This is a genomic window from Nodosilinea nodulosa PCC 7104 (genome assembly GCF_000309385.1).
Lineage (GTDB): Bacteria > Cyanobacteriota > Cyanobacteriia > Phormidesmidales > Phormidesmidaceae > Nodosilinea > Nodosilinea nodulosa.
This window is the reverse complement of the sequence record NZ_JH976537.1, coordinates 5,440,661-5,457,165: the sequence shown is the minus strand read 5'-3', so window position 1 is coordinate 5,457,165 and position 16,505 is coordinate 5,440,661. Positions and strand designations below refer to the sequence as shown.

General features: G+C 59.2%; 18 protein-coding genes. 6 read left to right on the top strand and 12 right to left on the bottom strand.

The genetic code is table 11. The features are described from left to right. Nucleotides 1–45: 45 nt before the first annotated feature. The 3 genes from LEPTO7104_RS0125270 to LEPTO7104_RS0125260 all read right to left on the bottom strand — a co-directional run bounded on the left by LEPTO7104_RS0125270 (nt 46) and on the right by LEPTO7104_RS0125260 (nt 2,098). The gene (locus LEPTO7104_RS0125270; RefSeq protein WP_051158537.1) at nt 46–1,302 is read right to left on the bottom strand and encodes a DUF790 family protein; all 1,257 of its coding nucleotides are present in this window, start codon (nt 1,300–1,302) and stop codon (nt 46–48) included. Between the two features lie 245 nt (nt 1,303–1,547). Further along, nucleotides 1,548–1,757 (bottom strand): DUF5615 family PIN-like protein, encoded by a 210-nt coding sequence (locus LEPTO7104_RS43765; RefSeq protein WP_225887043.1) that lies wholly within the window; start codon nt 1,755–1,757, stop codon nt 1,548–1,550. Beyond that, nucleotides 1,754–2,098, bottom strand: coding sequence for a DUF433 domain-containing protein (locus tag LEPTO7104_RS0125260; protein WP_040695650.1), 345 nt, complete (start codon nt 2,096–2,098; stop codon nt 1,754–1,756). Before LEPTO7104_RS0125260 ends, LEPTO7104_RS43765 begins: the two co-directional genes overlap by 4 nt. A gap of 312 nt (nt 2,099–2,410) precedes the next feature. Here LEPTO7104_RS0125260 and LEPTO7104_RS0125255 point away from each other — a divergent pair, with 312 nt between their 5' ends. Continuing rightward, nucleotides 2,411–3,304 (top strand): alpha/beta fold hydrolase, encoded by an 894-nt coding sequence (locus LEPTO7104_RS0125255; RefSeq protein WP_017301374.1) that lies wholly within the window; start codon nt 2,411–2,413, stop codon nt 3,302–3,304. A gap of 212 nt (nt 3,305–3,516) precedes the next feature. Here the strand turns inward: LEPTO7104_RS0125255 and LEPTO7104_RS0125250 are convergent, their stop codons facing one another. Together LEPTO7104_RS0125250 and LEPTO7104_RS0125245 are read right to left on the bottom strand one after the other, a co-directional pair. Beyond that, complete coding sequence (locus LEPTO7104_RS0125250; protein ID WP_017301373.1) at nt 3,517–4,065, bottom strand: DUF2996 domain-containing protein; 549 nt, start codon at nt 4,063–4,065, stop codon at nt 3,517–3,519. Between the two features lie 221 nt (nt 4,066–4,286). Next, a complete protein-coding gene (locus LEPTO7104_RS0125245) occupies nt 4,287–5,186 on the bottom strand; it encodes a LysR family transcriptional regulator (RefSeq protein ID WP_017301372.1) in 900 nt (299 codons plus the stop codon). Nucleotides 5,187–5,391: 205 nt separating this feature from the next. Between LEPTO7104_RS0125245 and LEPTO7104_RS0125240 the strand changes: the two genes are divergently transcribed. Then, complete coding sequence (locus LEPTO7104_RS0125240; protein WP_017301371.1) at nt 5,392–6,273, top strand: DMT family transporter; 882 nt, start codon at nt 5,392–5,394, stop codon at nt 6,271–6,273. Here the strand turns inward: LEPTO7104_RS0125240 and LEPTO7104_RS0125235 are convergent. Further along, nucleotides 6,270–6,767 carry a cupin domain-containing protein gene (locus tag LEPTO7104_RS0125235; protein WP_017301370.1) on the bottom strand — a complete coding sequence of 166 codons (498 nt, stop codon included), beginning with the start codon at nt 6,765–6,767 and terminating at the stop codon, nt 6,270–6,272. The genes LEPTO7104_RS0125240 and LEPTO7104_RS0125235 overlap by 4 nt on opposite strands. Nucleotides 6,768–7,348: 581 nt before the next feature. On the opposite strand from LEPTO7104_RS0125235, the gene LEPTO7104_RS0125230 reads away from it, so the two are divergent. Further along, nucleotides 7,349–8,923, top strand: coding sequence for a GMC oxidoreductase (locus tag LEPTO7104_RS0125230; RefSeq protein WP_017301369.1), 1,575 nt, complete (start codon nt 7,349–7,351; stop codon nt 8,921–8,923). A 10-nt stretch (nt 8,924–8,933) separates the two neighbouring features. Beyond that, nucleotides 8,934–9,257: a hypothetical protein gene (locus LEPTO7104_RS0125225; protein WP_017301368.1), complete on the top strand. Its 324-nt coding sequence runs from the start codon at nt 8,934–8,936 to the stop codon at nt 9,255–9,257. A gap of 220 nt (nt 9,258–9,477) precedes the next feature. Here LEPTO7104_RS0125225 and LEPTO7104_RS37365 read toward each other — a convergent pair whose 3' ends face one another. From LEPTO7104_RS37365 to rppA, 3 genes are all read right to left on the bottom strand, one after another. Further along, nucleotides 9,478–9,972 carry a DUF2231 domain-containing protein gene (locus tag LEPTO7104_RS37365; protein WP_017301367.1) on the bottom strand — a complete coding sequence of 165 codons (495 nt, stop codon included), beginning with the start codon at nt 9,970–9,972 and terminating at the stop codon, nt 9,478–9,480. A 255-nt stretch (nt 9,973–10,227) separates the two neighbouring features. Then, entirely contained in the window at nt 10,228–11,613 is a 1,386-nt protein-coding gene (gene rppB, locus LEPTO7104_RS0125215; RefSeq protein ID WP_017301366.1) for a two-component system sensor histidine kinase RppB, read from the bottom strand. 250 nt (nt 11,614–11,863) lie between these two features. Then, the gene (rppA, locus tag LEPTO7104_RS0125210) at nt 11,864–12,592 is read right to left on the bottom strand and encodes a two-component system response regulator RppA (protein ID WP_017301365.1); all 729 of its coding nucleotides are present in this window, start codon (nt 12,590–12,592) and stop codon (nt 11,864–11,866) included. Between the two features lie 426 nt (nt 12,593–13,018). Here rppA and LEPTO7104_RS0125205 point away from each other — a divergent pair, with 426 nt between their 5' ends. Then, nucleotides 13,019–13,768, top strand: coding sequence for a bacteriorhodopsin (locus LEPTO7104_RS0125205; RefSeq protein WP_017301364.1), 750 nt, complete (start codon nt 13,019–13,021; stop codon nt 13,766–13,768). An 85-nt stretch (nt 13,769–13,853) separates the two neighbouring features. Next, the gene (locus tag LEPTO7104_RS0125200; RefSeq protein ID WP_017301363.1) at nt 13,854–14,630 is read left to right on the top strand and encodes a phycobilisome rod-core linker polypeptide; all 777 of its coding nucleotides are present in this window, start codon (nt 13,854–13,856) and stop codon (nt 14,628–14,630) included. Nucleotides 14,631–14,744: 114 nt separating this feature from the next. Here LEPTO7104_RS0125200 and LEPTO7104_RS0125195 read toward each other — a convergent pair whose 3' ends face one another. The 3 genes from LEPTO7104_RS0125195 to LEPTO7104_RS0125185 all read right to left on the bottom strand — a co-directional run bounded on the left by LEPTO7104_RS0125195 (nt 14,745) and on the right by LEPTO7104_RS0125185 (nt 16,454). Further along, complete coding sequence (locus LEPTO7104_RS0125195) at nt 14,745–14,930, bottom strand: DUF2188 domain-containing protein (protein ID WP_017301362.1); 186 nt, start codon at nt 14,928–14,930, stop codon at nt 14,745–14,747. A 226-nt stretch (nt 14,931–15,156) separates the two neighbouring features. Next, complete coding sequence (locus tag LEPTO7104_RS0125190; protein WP_017301361.1) at nt 15,157–16,053, bottom strand: YihY/virulence factor BrkB family protein; 897 nt, start codon at nt 16,051–16,053, stop codon at nt 15,157–15,159. Between the two features lie 164 nt (nt 16,054–16,217). Continuing rightward, complete coding sequence (locus LEPTO7104_RS0125185; protein WP_017301360.1) at nt 16,218–16,454, bottom strand: hypothetical protein; 237 nt, start codon at nt 16,452–16,454, stop codon at nt 16,218–16,220. Nucleotides 16,455–16,505 lie beyond the last annotated feature (51 nt).

Below are 16,505 nucleotides of genomic sequence, written 5' to 3'. Positions count from 1 at the left end.
GCCAGGCCCGTCCATCTGTCTTCCCCACAGCCGCTGAGGCGGGCGTCAGTCGCCCAGTACGTCTAGCACTGTCTTGGGCTGGAGCTTTGTTTTAAACCACACCACCTGGGCCGGAACCTTGGCCATATCTACCCCCGCATTTTCCAAATTGAGCCGCTCCGACACCGCCAAAATTAAGTTGTCGCACCCCGACTTGCGCACCTGGGCAAACTTTTTGCGCAGGTACTCGGGCCGCCAGTATCCGACAATCTCCAGCAAGTATTCGCGCCCGTCGGGGTGCACTACGCGAAAGTCGGGAATCATCACGCTGCCGGGCAGGGGCACCAGGTCCACCTCCCGCTCCAGCCGCCAGGGGGTTTTGGCTGGCCAGCGGCTGACGAAGGACTCTTCGACCATGCTGTCGTAGGGTTTGCCGGGGGGGTAGTGGGTCACCAAGCCGCAGTTGCTATCGAGGGTAAACTGTCGAGGCTTTACCTGCTGGGTATAGCTGTCCTTCATTTGCAGCGTTGCCGTCAGCCGCCACCGGCTGACGTGCAAAATGGCGGGAATCAGCTTGGCAATATCCACTCCATAACGGGTGCTCGGCTTAAACAGGCTGGCGGGGCCGTCAATGGTAATGGTAAACCCCTGGTCGGCATCGCCTTCGATGTAGGTCATCAGCCGAAACAGCTTCAGGTAGCGAAACATGAGCTTGTACTCGCCAGGGTCGTTGCGGTAGAGGTGCATCACCAGGTCGCTGGCTTTGTAGAACACCCCCTGGGTCTGCGACAGGTTGTAGCGGTGAATCAGCGCCTCCGGGGTGGGCGCTTCAAACTCAGTGAGGATGTGGTTGTCCTGGCGATCGGCGTAGAGCCCCTGGCGCAGGTCGGCTACCGATACCTCCCGATCTAGCTCCTCGGAGAGCTGTTTTCCCAGCATAGTCAGGTGTGCTTCAGCGGCAGCAGGCGAGGGGACCTGCCGGGCGGCCAGGGCAAATACCCGCTGCCGTAGCTCAATCGGCTCCAGGGGGCTGACGGCGGCAAAGGTGGCAAAGCTGTTGCGCAAAAGGTGGGCCAGCCCCCGCTTAATGCGGTAGTTGGTGTCTTCCCCTTCGAGGTCCTGGAGGCGGCGATTGAGGTCGCCCTGGGTGTGGCCCACCTGCTGCTGAAAGAGCTGGATGAGGTCGGCGGCGATCGCCCGATTCGCCCCGTCCAGCCCCAGCCGCTTGGGCTGCAACCCCTCTCCCTGAAATCGATAGATTAAAAGCTCGCTGGGTAACGTTGATCTCACCTCCTGGAGTTGAAAATATCGCGTGGACGGCATGGCCTACCGCCATTTAGCGGCTTTTACCCCTGATTGGTCAATCGGAACGGCCTGGGCACCGCTGAGCACGGTGATAGCGGGATTGAAGATGGCTACAGGGGAATATATCGGATACGGTCTTTGAAGTCATCTCTGACCCCCACCTTAGCGATGAGAAGCAGGTCTGCGATCGATTGCCCCATCGATGCATTTTTTCGTAAGGCCAGAATTCCAGGCATACTTCGATTGCATGCCAGGTGCTCTGCTCAGTGAACTGGCATGGAACGACGGTTGTTCGTCACCAGCAAAAACTGATGTTCTTCGCACCAGGCCAAAATTTCACGGTCTAGCGTCCCTTGAGAGGGTGCAAAAGGGTCACCAATCATCCATACCATTAAGTCGGGTTGGTGATGCAGTATTTGATTACGCCACTCTGGCGACAGGTTTTCGTCTAAGAGATACCGAACTTCCCTCATGCGGCGCTGGATGTCTTGAGAGCTTTGAGTCGCTGGATGCCAGGGTCGGGGTGATTGTCCTGTTCGGCTTCGGCGGTGAGGGTGTAGTCGAGCCAATCGGAGAGATATTGACCGATCGCGGTCTTGTTTTGCAGGTAGTAGAGAATAGTGGCGTAGACCTGCTCTAGGCTGACGGTCGGGAATTGATTGGCGATCGCTTCGGCGGTTTTGGCGTTGTGGATATATTCGTAGAGAATGTGCTCGATGCCAATCCGAGTGCCTTTGATGCGGATGTCGTTCTCGGCGAGAAAGGCAAAATAGTCGGTGAGGGAGGGCACGGCTGGTGGCTCCGGATGAGACATGGTAAGTATGGCTTGGCTTTGGACGGCTTCGGTCTATGTCCAGTTTAATGCTGGCGATCGCCTCATATACTTTCACAAAGGTCGGAAACAAACGCCGCACCACGCTTTCCGGCTGAGGGAAGCTCCACAGCCCCCAGTTTACTGATGGCCAAACAGCTGCTCACAACTGCTTGAGGTCGCAGAGTTTGGCTGACATCAACCCGCACTGGGCTAGATCACCGTCATAAACCACCTAAGGTTCTTCTTTCTAGGTTCCTTAGGCCTTTCGGGAATGATTCGGCCTAGGATTGAACCGTAGTGAATTACAGCCCTATGCTCAACTTCCAGCCGCCTGGGTTCATTCAAAAAGCGCTGCCCACCAACCTGGGGGTAATGGCCTACTATACTCCCAGCAACGGATCGGACAGCAGCGAGGATCGTCCTCCCCTGGTGTTCTTGCACAGTCTGGGGGGCGGCTCCTCTGCCTATGAGTGGTCGCAGGTCTACGCCGCCTTTGGGGTCACCCATCGGGTGATTGCCCCCGACCTGATCGGCTGGGGCCAGTCGACCCACCCGGCCCGCGCCTACTGCGTGGAGGATTATTTTTCCACGATTACCCAACTGCTGGAGGCGATCGCCGAACCCCCGGTCCTGGTGGCGGCCACGTCCCTCACCGCCGGGGTCGTCATTCGCCTGGCGGGCCAGCGCCCTGACCTGTTCAAGGCGCTATTTCTGGTGTCGCCTTCCGGCAACAGCGACTTTGGGCGAGACTATAGGGCCAGCCTGCCCGCCCTGCTGGCCAGCACCCCCGGGATCGACCGATTGCTGTACAAGGTGGGGGCGGCTAACGAGCTGGCGGTGCGATCGTTCCTCTCGACGTTTCTCTTCGCCGACTCTCGCCGCATCACGCCAAATATGGTGCAGGCCTACCTGACCTGTACCCAGCAGCGCAACGCCGAATACGCCGCCCTGGCCTCCCTCAATGGGGCCATCAGCTTTGACCTGTCTCGCTACCTAGGGCAGCTTCAAACGCCGACAACGTTTGTACTGGGGGCCGGGTCGCGGTTCTCGGCCCCCGCCATGGTCAAGCGGCTGGCCAGCCTCAACCCCCAGGCCGTGCAGCAGGTCATCGAAATCCCCGACGCTGGCGTGCTTCCCCACGTCGAGCACCCGGCGGTAGTGGTTGGCCTGCTAAGACAGTTTTTAGCCGCCCACAGCGAGACCTAATCCTGGTTGACTGACAAAACCCTTGAAACCCTTATACTGCCGTAGGTTGGGTTAGCGTTAGCGTAACCCAACAAAACCGTTACTGGAGCTGGGTTTTTTCCTCTGGAAACGCTACGCGAACGCTTCGCTCAACACCAACCTACATCAGAACTTTTGTCAGTCAATCAGGACCTAATCACCGGCCCCGGCCCCTAGCGATGTGCCTGCATAACTCAGTTGCGCGCCAGCCACTTTTGGCCGTTGAGCCGCCGTAGGGTAAAGAGAACCAGCAGGTCTAGGTTAATTTTGCGCTCGTCGCCCATGAACTGCTCAATGGTGCTGGGTTCGGCACCTTTGTCAGCAAAGTAGAAGAGCTTGGGGCTGGTGATGTCGTCTTTGGTAAAGGCAATATTGAACTGGCGATCGCCTCCCTTCCACTTGCCCTTGACGTGCCAGTAGGATTCCTCGTCGCTGATCCCAAATACGTCTAAGGGCTGCTGGGCCAGGGTGAGCTGAATGTCGTCAATGCCCTTTTCCTTGAGGGCAGTCTCCAGCGATGGTATAAAGTTCTGCTCAATGAATTCTGTAAAAGGCTTATCTTCCAGAGCCGGCGGCTTTTCTTTCTTGGCCGCCTTGGGCGCTGCCCCCGCCTTAGGGGAGGCATTCGCCGCAGGGGATGGTTTGGCAGCTTCAGCGGAGGCTGCGGTCTCTGATTTTGCTTCTGGAGCGGGGGCACCCTCTGCCGAAGGCGTTTTGTCGTCAGCCATCTTTTCGTCAGCCATAAACCGAAAAACCTAAAACAACAAAAGGATTAAACCTGGCGGTTGAGCCACTGGCCCATTTGTTCTATCTCATACTAGAGGAAAGGCTTCTAAAACGGTAATCGTCTGGGGGGTTCGGCCCCGAAAGGGGGTTCAGCCTGTTCGGAAGAGGTGAGGCGTAGCGACGGTGGCGTCTGCCCAAACATCGCGCTGTTGAGCCTTGAGCAATGTAATAACTACCCTCACCCAAGACACATTTCTTTGAGCAAATCCAAAAAGGCAAACCCGGCGGGGGTCAGCAGCGACTCCTTCAAAATGGCCGCGCGAATGGTGCGCACCAGCGGCACGGGTAGGGCAAACACATGCACGCCCTCCGGCGTAGGCTGCGCCGCCAGCCGGGGGCTGATTGTGGCTCCCAGGCCCTTGGCCACCATGCTGACAATGGTGGCATCCGATCGCACGTGGTATTTCGGCATCAGCGCAATGCCGTACCGGGCGCAGTGCTCGTAGACCAGCCCGTCGCACAGGTCGCCCTCCGGGGCCATCACCAGGGGATAGGTGGTCAGCTCGGCCCAGGAGATGCGATCGCCCGGCGGCTGAAAATCGGGGGGAAACAGCGCCACAAAGTCATCCTGCACCAGGTCCCAGCTTTCCATATCGTCACCGGGGGGCAGGTAGGTGATCGCCAGATCGACCCGGCCCCGGCGCAGGTCTTCTTCGGCCTCGGGGCAGTCGTCGTACTCGGCAATGCGCACGGCGATCGCGGGGTACCGGCGGCAAAACTCGGCAATGACCTCCGGCAGCAGGTGCGACGCCGCGCTGCGAAAGGAGGCGATGCGCACGTAGCCCCCCTCTAGCCCCTTGGCCAGGTTGGCCTGCTTGACCACATCGTCCAGCAGGTAGGTGATGCGGCGGGCGCGATCGACAACCTGCTCGCCCACGGGGGTCAGGTGCGCCCCCTGGCGGCCCCGGGTCAGCAGCACCACGCCCAGCTCATTTTCCAGGGCGGCGATCGCATAGCTCACCGCCGACTGAGACAGCTGGAGCCGCAGGGCCGCCTCGCTGAAGCTGCCGCAGTCGGCGATCACAATCAGGGCTTGCAGGTACGACAGCTTGGGATAGGTTGGGAAGCTCTGTCCCATGGGCCAGTGGACCTCGATTGGGTAGGGGAACGCGCCATTGGTCGATCGGCTCCCGGTGCTTGAATTGTCGCAAACCTGGGCGGCAGCGGCGGCGCTCGTTCCATCAAATTGCCATCAAATTTACTGATGGAAGCCTTTAGATCTCTGATTGGTCAATGCAGCGCCCCGTCGTCTAGAGTGGGCCATCTACCCATGGGTTGCTGCCATGACCGCTCTAGTTTCAACGCCCCACCACAAGGGAATCGCCCTGCTGCTGCTGGTGACCGTCCTGTGGGGCACCTCGTTTCCCGTGCTCAAAGACACCCTCGGCAGCGTTCACCCGGCGGTGTTGATTGCCGTTCGCTACAGCATTGCGGCGATCGCCCTGCTGCCCTGGCTGCGCCGCGTCAGCCGCTCGCTGCTGCGGGACGGTGCCCTGCTGGGGACGATTCTGTTTCTGGAAACGGCGCTTGCGCTGACGGGGCTGTCCACCATTTCGGCCAGCCGATCGGCGTTTATTGTCGGCCTCAACGTGATCGTGGTGCCGCTGCTGGGGGTACTGCTGGGCAAACGGCTGTCGAGCCGAGTTTTGGCGACGGCGGGCCTGGCGGTGCTGGGCATGGCGGCGATGTCGTGGGATGGCGGCGGCCTCAGCCGGGGCGACGGGCTGACCCTGGCCTCAGCGGTGGGCATCGCGGTGTACATCCTGCTGCTGGAGGCGATCGCCCCCCGCCACAATTCCCTGTCGCTGGCCGCCGTGCAGGTGTGGGTGGTGATGGGGCTGGGGGCGCTGTGGGCCATGCCCGAGATGCTGCACCAGGGCATCGGCATCGGCGATCGCATCCCTGGACTGATGTATTTGGGGCTGGTGGTCACCATTGGTCCGCTGTGGGGGCAGGCCCTGGGCCAGCGCTGGGTGCCAGCCCACGAGGCGGCGCTGCTCTATACCCTGGAGCCAGTCTTTGCCACGGTCTTCTCAATCCTGCTGCTGGGGGAGGGTTTGAAGCTCAGCGGGGCGATCGGGGCTGGCTGTATTTTGACGGCAACGGTGGTGAGTCAGGGGCGGGGATGGGGGCGATGGGGGGATGGGGGAGGTGGGGGAGGTTAGCTGAATCGGCAAGATTGGGCGATCGTGGGGGTTTGATCGAACTGGATGACCATTAGCCGGGCGGGTTCATCGCCTACGGTGCCGGAGAGGTGGCCCTGGCGGCCCTGGGCATCGGCCTGGGTGTTCTGATCTTCGCCAAAGGAGATCTCTCCCGGCCCCATTTCGACCCGCTGACCGTCCATGGTTTCTACAAACCAGCGCCCCGACAGCGGCACAATCCACTGGGGCTTGGGGTTTTCGTGCCAGGTGCCCACCCAGCCTACGGGCAGCACCATAAACGTGGCGGTGCCGCCCTCCTGCTGCATTTGCCCCATCCACTGGGGGTCGGCCTGGGGGGCAATGCTCTTGAGTTTGAAATCGGTCATCTGGCAGCGCGACTGGTGGCTGACGCCATCGCCGTCGGTCCAGACGTGCCAGTAGTCGATGGTGGGCGGGGTGGGTGACTGGTCGGTGGTTTGAGAAGCCGACGATTGAGTTTGAGAGGGGGCGTTCATAGTTGAGTTAAGGATATTGGGATTTGGCAGGCCTCAGCGCCCAGGCGATCGCCTTGGTTTCAGCTTAAGTTTTGAGCTGGCCCAGGCATCTGTCGCAGGTCAGAGGCTGAGGCCAGAGGCGCAGATTAGAGGGCGTTTGAAGCGTGATCTGCTGTAGCTTTAGCCCCCTGATGATCCCCCCTGCCCCCCTTAAAAAGGGGGGTGAAAGTCCCCCATTTCCCATTTGTTTTATAGATGCTTGCTGCTTCCCGCAGGGTGGGGAATTTAGGGGATCTCCACTTTGGCTGTAAAAAATAGGACTTTTCAGACATCCCCTAAAACCACTTAAATCTGTGGCTTGGATAAAGCAATAGCGGAACCCAACAAAACGCATGAAAGCGTATAAATATTGGGCTTCACTTCGTTTCACCCAGCCCCCAAAATCCCCAGCATTGTCCTCAGTTTGCCAATGGGACAAAGCAAGCGATCGATAGGTCCGCCAAGCTACGCCAAAAGAGGGACGCCCCATGGGGGATAACTTTTTAAGCTAAATGGGGCAAGCCAGTTTCGGTTTTCCCAGGCTCTCTCAGTTTATTTGCGCTATGACAGCAGCCAGCGATCGCTACGACGTCATCATTATTGGAACTGGGGCGGGGGGCGGCACCCTGGCCTTTCGGCTGGCCTCGACCGGCAAAAACGTGCTGGTGCTGGAGCGGGGCGAGTTTTTACCCCGCGAAAAGGAGAACTGGAGCGCCCTGGAGGTTTACCAGAAGGAGCGCTACCACACCGACGAGCGCTGGTTCGATCGCCACGGCGAACCCTTTCAGCCCCAGACCGGCTACTGGGTGGGCGGCAACACCAAAATTTACGGGGCGGCGCTGCTGCGGCTGCGGGAGCGCGACTTTACCCAGGTGATTCACCACCACGGCGTTTCCTCCGCCTGGGATTTGGGCTACGGCGATTTTGAACCCTACTACGACTGGGCCGAGCGGCTCTACGAGGTCCACGGACGGCGGGGCGACGATCCGACCGAGCCACCCGCCAGCGCCGACTACGCCTACCCGCCGGTCAGCCACGAGCCGGATATGCAGACCATTGCCGACGGCATTCGCGAGCTGGGCTACTACCCGTTTCATTTGCCCCTGGGGATGAAGCTAAATGAGCGCGATCGCACCCAAAGCCCCTGCATTCGCTGCGACACCTTCGACGGCTACCCCTGTCTGGTGGGGGCCAAGGCCGACGCCGAGGTAAACGCGATTCGCCCCATGCAGGCCGCCTACAGCAACGTCTCGCTGCTGACCGGGGCCAAAGTGCTAAAGCTGCACACCGATGGGTCTGGTCGGCAGGTCACCGAGGTCGAAACCGACGTGCGGGGCGAGATTCGCCACTTTGCGGCGGACATTGTGGTGGTGGCCTGCGGGGCGATCAACTCGGCGGCGCTGCTGCTGCGATCGGCCAGTGACCAGCATCCCAACGGGCTGGCCAACAGCTCCGACCAGGTGGGGCGCAACGTGATGAAGCACCTCGCCACCGCCCTGGTGGCCATGCACCCGGAGGTGAACCACGCCAGCTTTCAAAAGACCATCGCTGTCAACGATTTCTACTGGGGCGAGCCCGACTACCCCTACCCCATGGGCATGGTGCAAAACACCGGCAATATTTTGGCCGATATGATTCCGGCGGAAGCGCCGCCGCTGATGGCCCCCGTGGTAAAGCTGCTGCCCCACCAGGAGCGGCACCTGTTGGCCGAGCGAGCGGTGGGCTGGTGGCTGCAAACCGAAGACCTGCCCGACCCCAACAACCGCGTGCGAGTGAGCGATGGTGCCCTTCACCTCGACTACACCCCCAACAACACCGAAGCCGCCGATCGCCTCATCCACCGCTGGACCTCGGTGCTCAAGGCCATAGATCGCCGGGCCGAGCACGTGCTGCCCTTTAGCCTCTACCCCCGCAGCCGCATGCCGCTGCAGTCGGTGGGGCACCAGTGCGGCACCTGCCGGTTTGGCCGCGACCCCCAGACTTCGGTGCTCGACCTGCACTGCCGCACCCACGATGTCGACAACCTCTACGTCGTCGATGGCAGCTTTTTTCCCTCCAACTCGGGGGTGAACCCGACCCTGACCATCATGGCCAATGCCCTGCGGGTGGGCGACCACCTGGCCAAACAGCTGACCTAAGGAGACTCCCATGACCGACCCCAACCAGACCCCAAACCAGCAGCCCGCTCCCTCCCAGCCGATCGCCAGGGAGGTTGGAGTGGTGGGCGGCGCGATCGCCGGAGCCGCCCTGGGCAAATCGGTAAAGGGCAATCTGGGTGCGGTGGTAGGCGGCGTCGCCGGAGCGATCGCCGGCAGCAAGGCCGCCAGCCTGACCACCGAACTGCTGCAAGAAACCCAGCCCAGCCTGGGCCTGGGCGCTGACCCCAAACCCGTCGAGCTGCCCAGACACTACTCCTGGGAGGAATTGCAGGCCCTCTCTAAGCCGCAGCCGCCGGAGAGTTCCGCCGTCTAGATTGGCGGAAGGGAAGTTTGAAGTTTAGGGACTATTTCTGCGGGCTAGGGGGCAGGGGGGCTAGGGAGCCAGGCGCGCCAAAACGCTGAATATAGCCATAGCCACGTTGGTTAAGACATCCAAAAACCCTATGAATGCTCAAACGCTCAAACGCTCAAACGTTCATAGAAGACATGTTTTAACCAAACAGGCCACAGCCATACATTTCAGCCTTCGAGTACTATCCTGCGATCGCTGGGGCAGCGGCGGGCGGCAGAGCGCTCTGCTCTGGGGTGTCGCCCTGGGGCTGCTCGGGATGCACAGCGGTACCGACACCATACTCATACACCAGCATGCCGCCGTAGTGGGAACCCCAGGCAATAGCTCCCACGGCCAGAATGGTGACCACAAAATAAACGCTGGCCAGGGGGGGCACCAGCCGCCACCGGATGCAGCGCCAGATGAGCAGCCCCACCAAAGCGACGGTGGAGTAGAGCTGAAAATGCTCGTGTTTCTCCAGCACCTCTGAGGCCTCTGGGCCGAGGCTGACGGTGGATTCCGCCTGCATGCCGGTAAACACGGTAACCACCGCCGACAGAACGCCCAGGCCAAAGCACCACCAGCCAGCCGTAGACAGCGCCGATTTCTTCAGCACAAAGCCAAGGCCATCCAGCAGCAAGCCGGTCAGCAGCAGCGCGATGGGAAAATGTACAAATAGCGGATGAATGTTTTCCATAACTTTAAATTCTTTGGGGGCAAGATAACGCTAACCGCACTGTATAGAGAACTCAAAAAATACGCCTCTAGCCAGGGGAATACGGTGCCCATAGCTGATAGGCAGAGCCAAGAATTCACGGAAATTTCATCGTGGCCAGTGGATGGTTTTGCCCTGAAAATCTGCTTTAGCCCCTTTTGAGCGGCGTTTTTGATTCAGAAAAATGAGGAATATCATTTTGGGTCCTGGGGCGCTACTTTTTTCAATTTAGCTAATTCAGTCGATGGGCAAGCGCACGATAAACTGGCTGCCCTGGCCGGGGGTGCTGCGCACCTGAATGCTGCCCTGGTGGGCCTGCACGATCGCGCGGGCGATCGCCAGGCCCAGGCCAGATCCGCCCGTATCCCGCGATCGGTCTTGGTGAACCCGATAAAACCGATCAAACAGGTGGGGCAAATCCGTGGGGTCAATGCCAGCCCCGGTATCGCTGATCTGAACCACCGCCCTCTGGTCGACGCGGCTGAGGGCCACGGTGACGTACCCCCCCGGCGCAGTTGCCTGAATGCCGTTGATAATTAAATTAGAAAACAGGCGATAGAGCTGATCTTCGTGGCCCAAAACCCTCAGGGGAACCGTCACCCCCTCGGCTAAACCGGCCTCGCTCCCCTCTGGCGGGGCCAGGGTCAAACTCACCCGAGCCTGCACCGCTAAAAACGCCAGCTCTTCAATCAGGTCGCGGATAATGTCATCTAGCTCGCAGGGCTGGGAATAGTCGATGGGTTCTCTGTGCTCAATGCTAGCCAGTAGCAGCAGATCGTTGACCAGTTGCGATAGCCGCATACTCTGGCGCTGGAGCACCTCCAGCACCTTGGCCACCTCTCCCAGGGGATGGTTTGGGCAGCAGGCCTGGCGCAGATGGGTTTGCTGCACTGCCTCAATGGTCGATCGCATTGCCGTCAGCGGCGTGCGAAACTCGTGGGCGGCGTCGGAGGTAAACTGCTGCATCTGGCGATAGGAGGCGTACATGGGCCGCATGGCCAGCCCCGACAGCCACCAGCTAGAGCCGGCAATCAGGGCTACCACCAGGGGCAGGCCCAGCAGCAACGACCACCGCAAACTGTGCAGATGGTGGTCAAAATCGACTAGCGATCGCCCCACCTGCACGTAGCCCCAGCGGTAGCCGTTGTGGCTCAGCGGCAGGGAAATCTGCCGAAAACGCAGGCCAGAGGAATTCGTCAGGGTTTGCAAATATACCGTCCCCGAAGTCTGGGGAATGCGCTCCAGGTTGCTGCCCCCCAGGGCGATCGGCCGGTTGCGGAGGTTGAGCAGCCGCAGATAGTAGTTGACGGGGCTGGCCGCCTTAACCAGCGGGTCTAGGTCGCTGGCGGCAACGGCGCAGGTCTGCTCTGGGGTGCACAGGGTGAGGGAAAACTGCCTGGACACCTGCTGCCAGGCCTCGGTGTGGTCCAGGTGGGGCTCAATGGCATCTCGAATCGCTCCGGCAACGGACTCCAGCCCCTGATCGATGCTTTCGCGATAATCGTGCACCACCACCTGGTACAGCCCCAGCCCGCACAGCCCCAGCAGGCAGCCCATCACCCCGGCATAGGTGCCCGCCAGCTTGAGCCGGGTGCGGTGGAACAGAGGGCTGTACTTGATCATGGGCCGAATGTGGCTGGGCCAGTGTAAACGTCGCTGCCCCTAGCCTAGTCGGCTGCGGTTTGCGGTCATCCCCCCTGGGGTTAGAGCCTGGGGATGACGGCGGGGCCTGGCGCGATCGGCTGCGGCACCGGGCGGAGACGGCACTAATACTCGAAGACGGAAATATGCCGACTATTCCAGCTCGCTTGGCTCCCTCGCTCCCCCGCTCCCTCGCGACTGGCAATAGTCCCCATACTTACGCCGCAGTCTACTAGGCGGAGGCGACACTGTTAAAGCGGTATCCCACCCCGTAGACGGTCTCAACCAGATGGGCCTGTTCGATTTCGCTGAGTTTGCGCCGCAGCAGCCGCATTTGCGCCGCCACTACGTTACTGCCCCGGTCTGAGCCCATATCCCACACCTGGCCCAAAAGCTGATCGCGGGTCACGATCTGGCTGGGGTGCCGCATGAAATATTCCAGCAGCTGAAATTCTTTGATAGTGAGGGCAACGGTTTGGGAGGCACCATTGGAGCCTGCGACCGAAGCGCTGTGGGTGCCGTAGTTGAGGGTGAGCCCACCCACCCGCAGCTGGCGCGGCTGAAACTGCGGCGATCGCCGCCGTAGAGCCCGCAGCCGCGCCAGCAGTTCCGGCATGCCAAAGGGCTTGGTCAAATAGTCATCGGCCCCGGCATCGAGGCCAATCACTTTGTCGAACAGGTCGGAGCGGGCGGTCAGCATCAAAATCGGCACCGACTGGTAGGGCGATGGAGCCTGGGTGTTGCCCTCAAGGCTGCGAAACCGCCGACACAGCTCCAGCCCCGACATGCCGGGCAGCATCCAGTCAATCACGGCCAGGGTGTAGGTAGCCCCTTCGGCTTGCAGATAGTTCCAGGCCTGACTGGCGTCTAAAAACCAGTCCACCACGTAGGCCTCATGGCGCAAAACCTGTTTTAGAGCTGCCCCTAAATCGGGCTCATCTTCAACTAGCAGCAGTCGCATGGAATATTGTGGGGTCGCTGTAGGTTCTTTAGCACAATATACCGAATTTACTCTTTTGCTTGCGGCGGGTGGAGGCGGGGCGCAGACAAAATGATCGCAGCAAAAAGCCAAGCCAAATCATTCTTAAATGACTCTTAATCAAGGAAATAAAATCATCATGAAAAATTGGCTATACCCTGAGAGAGACTTTTCAAGCCGCAGTAAATTTCATAGATTAAATTTCATAGATTAATATAAATTAATATAGAAAAACTAGATCAAGAAAATAATTTTTCCTGGTCAATAAGCTGGCGCAAAATAAAATAAGAGTGAAATATTTTTTAGTCGCCAGAAAGACTCAACGACCTGGCTCAGGTTAGATGAGCCGTTTAGATTTGTGGCTTAGATTGAAACCCGAAATAACCTAAGCCGGGAGAATTTAAGGGCATGAATTTACTTTCACAAGTTTCGTTTTGGGTCGGCTGCGGCATTTTGGCGTTCGGCTCTATTGTCTTTGGCCTGGGCGCCTGGAATGCCAAACGCCAGAGCTGGGAGGAGTTTTACATTGTTCACTTTACGGTGACGACGGTAGCGGCCTGCGCCTACCTGGCCATGGCCATGGGGCAGGGAGAAATTACGCTGCAAAATACCGACCTGGCGGCGGAGGGAGTGCGCCACATCTACTGGGCTCGCTACTGCGACTGGATCGTTACAACCCCACTAATTTTATTTAGTATTTGCCGCCTGTCGAAGGTGCGGGGCACCATGATTGCAGGCATCATTATGTCCGACGTTTTGATGATTATTACCGGCGCAATTGCGGCGTTCTCCTTTGCCCCAGAACGCTATGTCTGGTACATCGTCAGCTGTATGTTTGAGGTGGCCATTTTTGTGATTTTGCTGGGGGCCGTGCGCACCTCGGCGATGCGCCAGCACTACGATGTCAAAAATCTGTTCAACCTGGTGTTTACCGTCTTTTCGATTTACTTTTGGGCCTACCCCATCGTGTGGATTCTAGGCCAAAAGGGCGTGGGGCTCTACGGCACTGGGGTGGAATCGCTGCTGATTATGCTGCTCGATATTACGGCCAAGGTATTCTACGGATTTTTGCTGCTGCGCGATCGCGAAACCCTTCAGCGCATGGGGCAGCTCAGCTCGGTGCCCAACAGCGGCAGCGGCGTTGGCAACTACCGCTAGGCCAAATTGTTGCGTCCGTGGCATCAACTTTTCCAGGGCATGTGCCGCTGGCATTTGCCCCTTTGTTCCCTAAGCGAGAAAAACTATGGCTTTACCTCTGTTTGCCTACCGGCCCACGACCCAAAACAATCGGGTCCGAGACTTTGGCGTCAACCACCTCAACGAGAGCGCCAGGGATGTGCATCGACTGCTGAGCAACAGCGATGCCGACGAGATCGACGCGATTATCTGGTCGGCCTATCGGCAGGTGTTTAGCGAGAACGAAATTCTTCAGTTCAACCGCGACAAAAGCCTGGAGTCGCTGCTGCGCGATCGCGCCATATCGGTGCGAGACTTTATTCGGGGGCTGGCCAAGTCGCCCCGCTTCTACGAGCTAGTGGTGTCTACCAACAACTGCTACCGGCTGGTGCATGTCTGCTTTGTGCGCCTGCTGGGCCGCCAACCGTTCAACCAGGATGAAGAGATTGCCTGGTCTGTGAAAACCTCAACCCTCGGCTTTCACGGCTTTGTCGATGCGCTGCTCGACAGCGAAGAGTATTTGCGCAACTTTGGCGACGACATTGTGCCCTACCAGCGCCGCCGCCAGGACCCCCGCCCCGCCGCCCTGGCCACCCCCCGCTATGGGCGAGAGTACTACGAGCGCAAGCTGGGCTGGACGGGCAAGCCCGACTGGCGGTTTATCATGGCCAAGCGGTACCACGCTCAGGACCACCACAGCGCGCCCTCCGAGGGCGACCCGCGCCGATTTAAAGAGATGGTGGCCCAGCTAGACCACCACAAGGGCAACGGCAACGGCCGGGTATCTACCGTTAAAGGTGGCCCCTTTGATGTGGACTACTACCTGCGCAAGCTGCTGGGCTAGGGGCAGAGCTTCCCCCAGGGCGGAGCTTTCCAACGATTGCCGACTGGCATTAAAGTCGGCATTTTCCCAAAAGCAGAGCCGACAAAGCCCCCGCGCTATCCATTAGCGCGGGGGTCACTGCTTGGCGGGTTTGTCGCGGTTTTCGGCCCATTTCTCGGCCTGGGCGGTGGCGATCGCGATCGCCCGCCCCTCCTCGTAGCCCTCCTCCAGCAGGGCGTTGGCAATATCGATAGCCTTGTGGCGCACCTCGGTGGTGAGGTTTTTCATCGAGGCGGGGTAGTCGCTGTAGCTCCAGGGCATGGGTCTTGGGGGGGTAGAGAACGCGATCGGTATTTAGTGCAGCGTCGGACTTAAAAATTAGGGTTCGTGTAGGTTGAGTACAACGAAGTGAAACCCAACCGCAGCAAGCCTTTGTTGGGTTCCGCTGGCGCTCCAACCCAACCTACAGAGTTAGTCTGGCTCCCTGGCCCCCCTGCCCCCCTGCCCCCAGCGATCGCAACAGTCAATAAACCCATACCGCAGCCTCCTACGGCAGAGGGTCAGCATCCTGGCTGACGGCATACTTGTTGGGCTGAATCTGCGACCCAAACCGGCGACCGTAGATCTGAGTCACCTCGGCGCCAAAAAACAAAATCTGGGCCGAGTAAAAAATCCACACCAGCAAAATAATCACCGAACCGGCGGCCCCGTAGGAGGAGCCAAAGCTGCTGTGGCCCAAATAGAGGCCTATCAAAAATTTGCCCAGGGAAAACAAAATTGCGGTGGTTGCGGCCCCAAACCAGACATCGCCCCAGGTGATTAGGACATCGGGTAGGTACTTAAAGATCAGCGCAAACAGTACGGTGGTAATGCCAAAGGAGACCACAAAATTGAGTAGCTGAACCAGGGAATCTAGCCCCGGCGCCAGGGTGTGCAGATAGTTAGACAGGCCCGCAATTACCGAGCTCACCACCAGGGAGACTAGCAGCAAAAAACCAATCACCAAAATCATGCCCAGCGATAGCAGCCGCTTGCGCACCAGGTCCATAATGCCGACATCGGGGCGCACTTCCACATTCCAGATCGTGTTGAGCGAGAGCTGGAGCTGGGTTAGCACCCCCGTAGCCCCCACCACCAGCAGAATCAGGCTGATAATGGAGGCCACCCAGCCGGAGTCGCCGCCGGGGCGATTGGCATTGTCGAGCACCGTGCGCACAAAGTCGGCGCTGGTGCCGCCAACTAAAGATTCCACCTGCCCCATCAGCTGCTCGCGCACGGTGGCGCTATCGAAAAAGAGACTGGCGATCGCAATTACCAGAATCAGCAGCGGCGCCAGGGAAAAAAGCGTGTAGTAGGCCAGCGCAGCGGCCAGCCGCGAGGCCTTATCCCGATTCCACTGTTGAAAAGCCGCCGTTAGCAGCCGCCATATTTGCCTAGGGCTCATGGTGCATTCTTGGGGTAAGCGTCGTTCGGTACAGCGGGGCCACACCTGGTCCTACGGCTGTAGCTATTTCGGTGGAACCATTATCCTGGGAACGTTTGAACGTTCAAACGTTCCCAGAAGTTTGGCGATCTAAATCAATCCAATCAAAAGGAGTGAGCCGCGCCCTAGTTGTCGGTGCCGGTCTGTCCGGGTTGCTCCATCTGGTTGTCGTTCATTTGACCAGGCTCTTCGGTCTGGTTGTCGTTCATTTGACCGGGCTGCTCCATTTGGTCGCCTTCCATTTGCCCAGGCTGGGCCGGGTTTACCTGCTCAGTTTCGGTGTCGTTGTCTGCTCCGCAGGCAAAACTAATAAACGACACGCCCAGCAGAAGAGGCAGCGCCAAGAGATGGGTCAACTTCATGGGATTTTTTGTCCTAAGAGAAACTTCACATCAGGCTACACACTCGCCCCT

Bases quoted from the DNA above. Each gene is read 5' to 3' on its own strand.
- LEPTO7104_RS0125260 (WP_040695650.1), bottom strand. From the start codon at position 2,098: ATGTCTCATCCGGAGCCACCAGCCGTGCCCTCCCTCACCGACTATTTT.
- LEPTO7104_RS0125245 (WP_017301372.1), bottom strand. From the start codon at position 5,186: ATGGGACAGAGCTTCCCAACCTATCCCAAGCTGTCGTACCTGCAAGCC.
- rppB (WP_017301366.1), bottom strand. From the start codon at position 11,613: ATGATCAAGTACAGCCCTCTGTTCCACCGCACCCGGCTCAAGCTGGCG.
- LEPTO7104_RS0125255 (WP_017301374.1), top strand. From the start codon at position 2,411: ATGCTCAACTTCCAGCCGCCTGGGTTCATTCAAAAAGCGCTGCCCACC.
- LEPTO7104_RS0125235 (WP_017301370.1), bottom strand. From the start codon at position 6,767: ATGAACGCCCCCTCTCAAACTCAATCGTCGGCTTCTCAAACCACCGAC.
- LEPTO7104_RS43765 (WP_225887043.1), bottom strand. From the start codon at position 1,757: ATGAGGGAAGTTCGGTATCTCTTAGACGAAAACCTGTCGCCAGAGTGG.
- LEPTO7104_RS0125200 (WP_017301363.1), top strand. From the start codon at position 13,854: ATGGCTTTACCTCTGTTTGCCTACCGGCCCACGACCCAAAACAATCGG.
- LEPTO7104_RS0125190 (WP_017301361.1), bottom strand. From the start codon at position 16,053: ATGAGCCCTAGGCAAATATGGCGGCTGCTAACGGCGGCTTTTCAACAG.
- LEPTO7104_RS0125195 (WP_017301362.1), bottom strand. From the start codon at position 14,930: ATGCCCTGGAGCTACAGCGACTACCCCGCCTCGATGAAAAACCTCACC.
- LEPTO7104_RS0125225 (WP_017301368.1), top strand. From the start codon at position 8,934: ATGACCGACCCCAACCAGACCCCAAACCAGCAGCCCGCTCCCTCCCAG.
- LEPTO7104_RS0125270 (WP_051158537.1), bottom strand. From the start codon at position 1,302: ATGCCGTCCACGCGATATTTTCAACTCCAGGAGGTGAGATCAACGTTA.
- LEPTO7104_RS0125205 (WP_017301364.1), top strand. From the start codon at position 13,019: ATGAATTTACTTTCACAAGTTTCGTTTTGGGTCGGCTGCGGCATTTTG.
- LEPTO7104_RS0125250 (WP_017301373.1), bottom strand. From the start codon at position 4,065: ATGGCTGACGAAAAGATGGCTGACGACAAAACGCCTTCGGCAGAGGGT.
- LEPTO7104_RS0125230 (WP_017301369.1), top strand. From the start codon at position 7,349: ATGACAGCAGCCAGCGATCGCTACGACGTCATCATTATTGGAACTGGG.
- LEPTO7104_RS0125240 (WP_017301371.1), top strand. From the start codon at position 5,392: ATGACCGCTCTAGTTTCAACGCCCCACCACAAGGGAATCGCCCTGCTG.
- LEPTO7104_RS37365 (WP_017301367.1), bottom strand. From the start codon at position 9,972: ATGGAAAACATTCATCCGCTATTTGTACATTTTCCCATCGCGCTGCTG.
- LEPTO7104_RS0125185 (WP_017301360.1), bottom strand. From the start codon at position 16,454: ATGAAGTTGACCCATCTCTTGGCGCTGCCTCTTCTGCTGGGCGTGTCG.
- rppA (WP_017301365.1), bottom strand. From the start codon at position 12,592: ATGCGACTGCTGCTAGTTGAAGATGAGCCCGATTTAGGGGCAGCTCTA.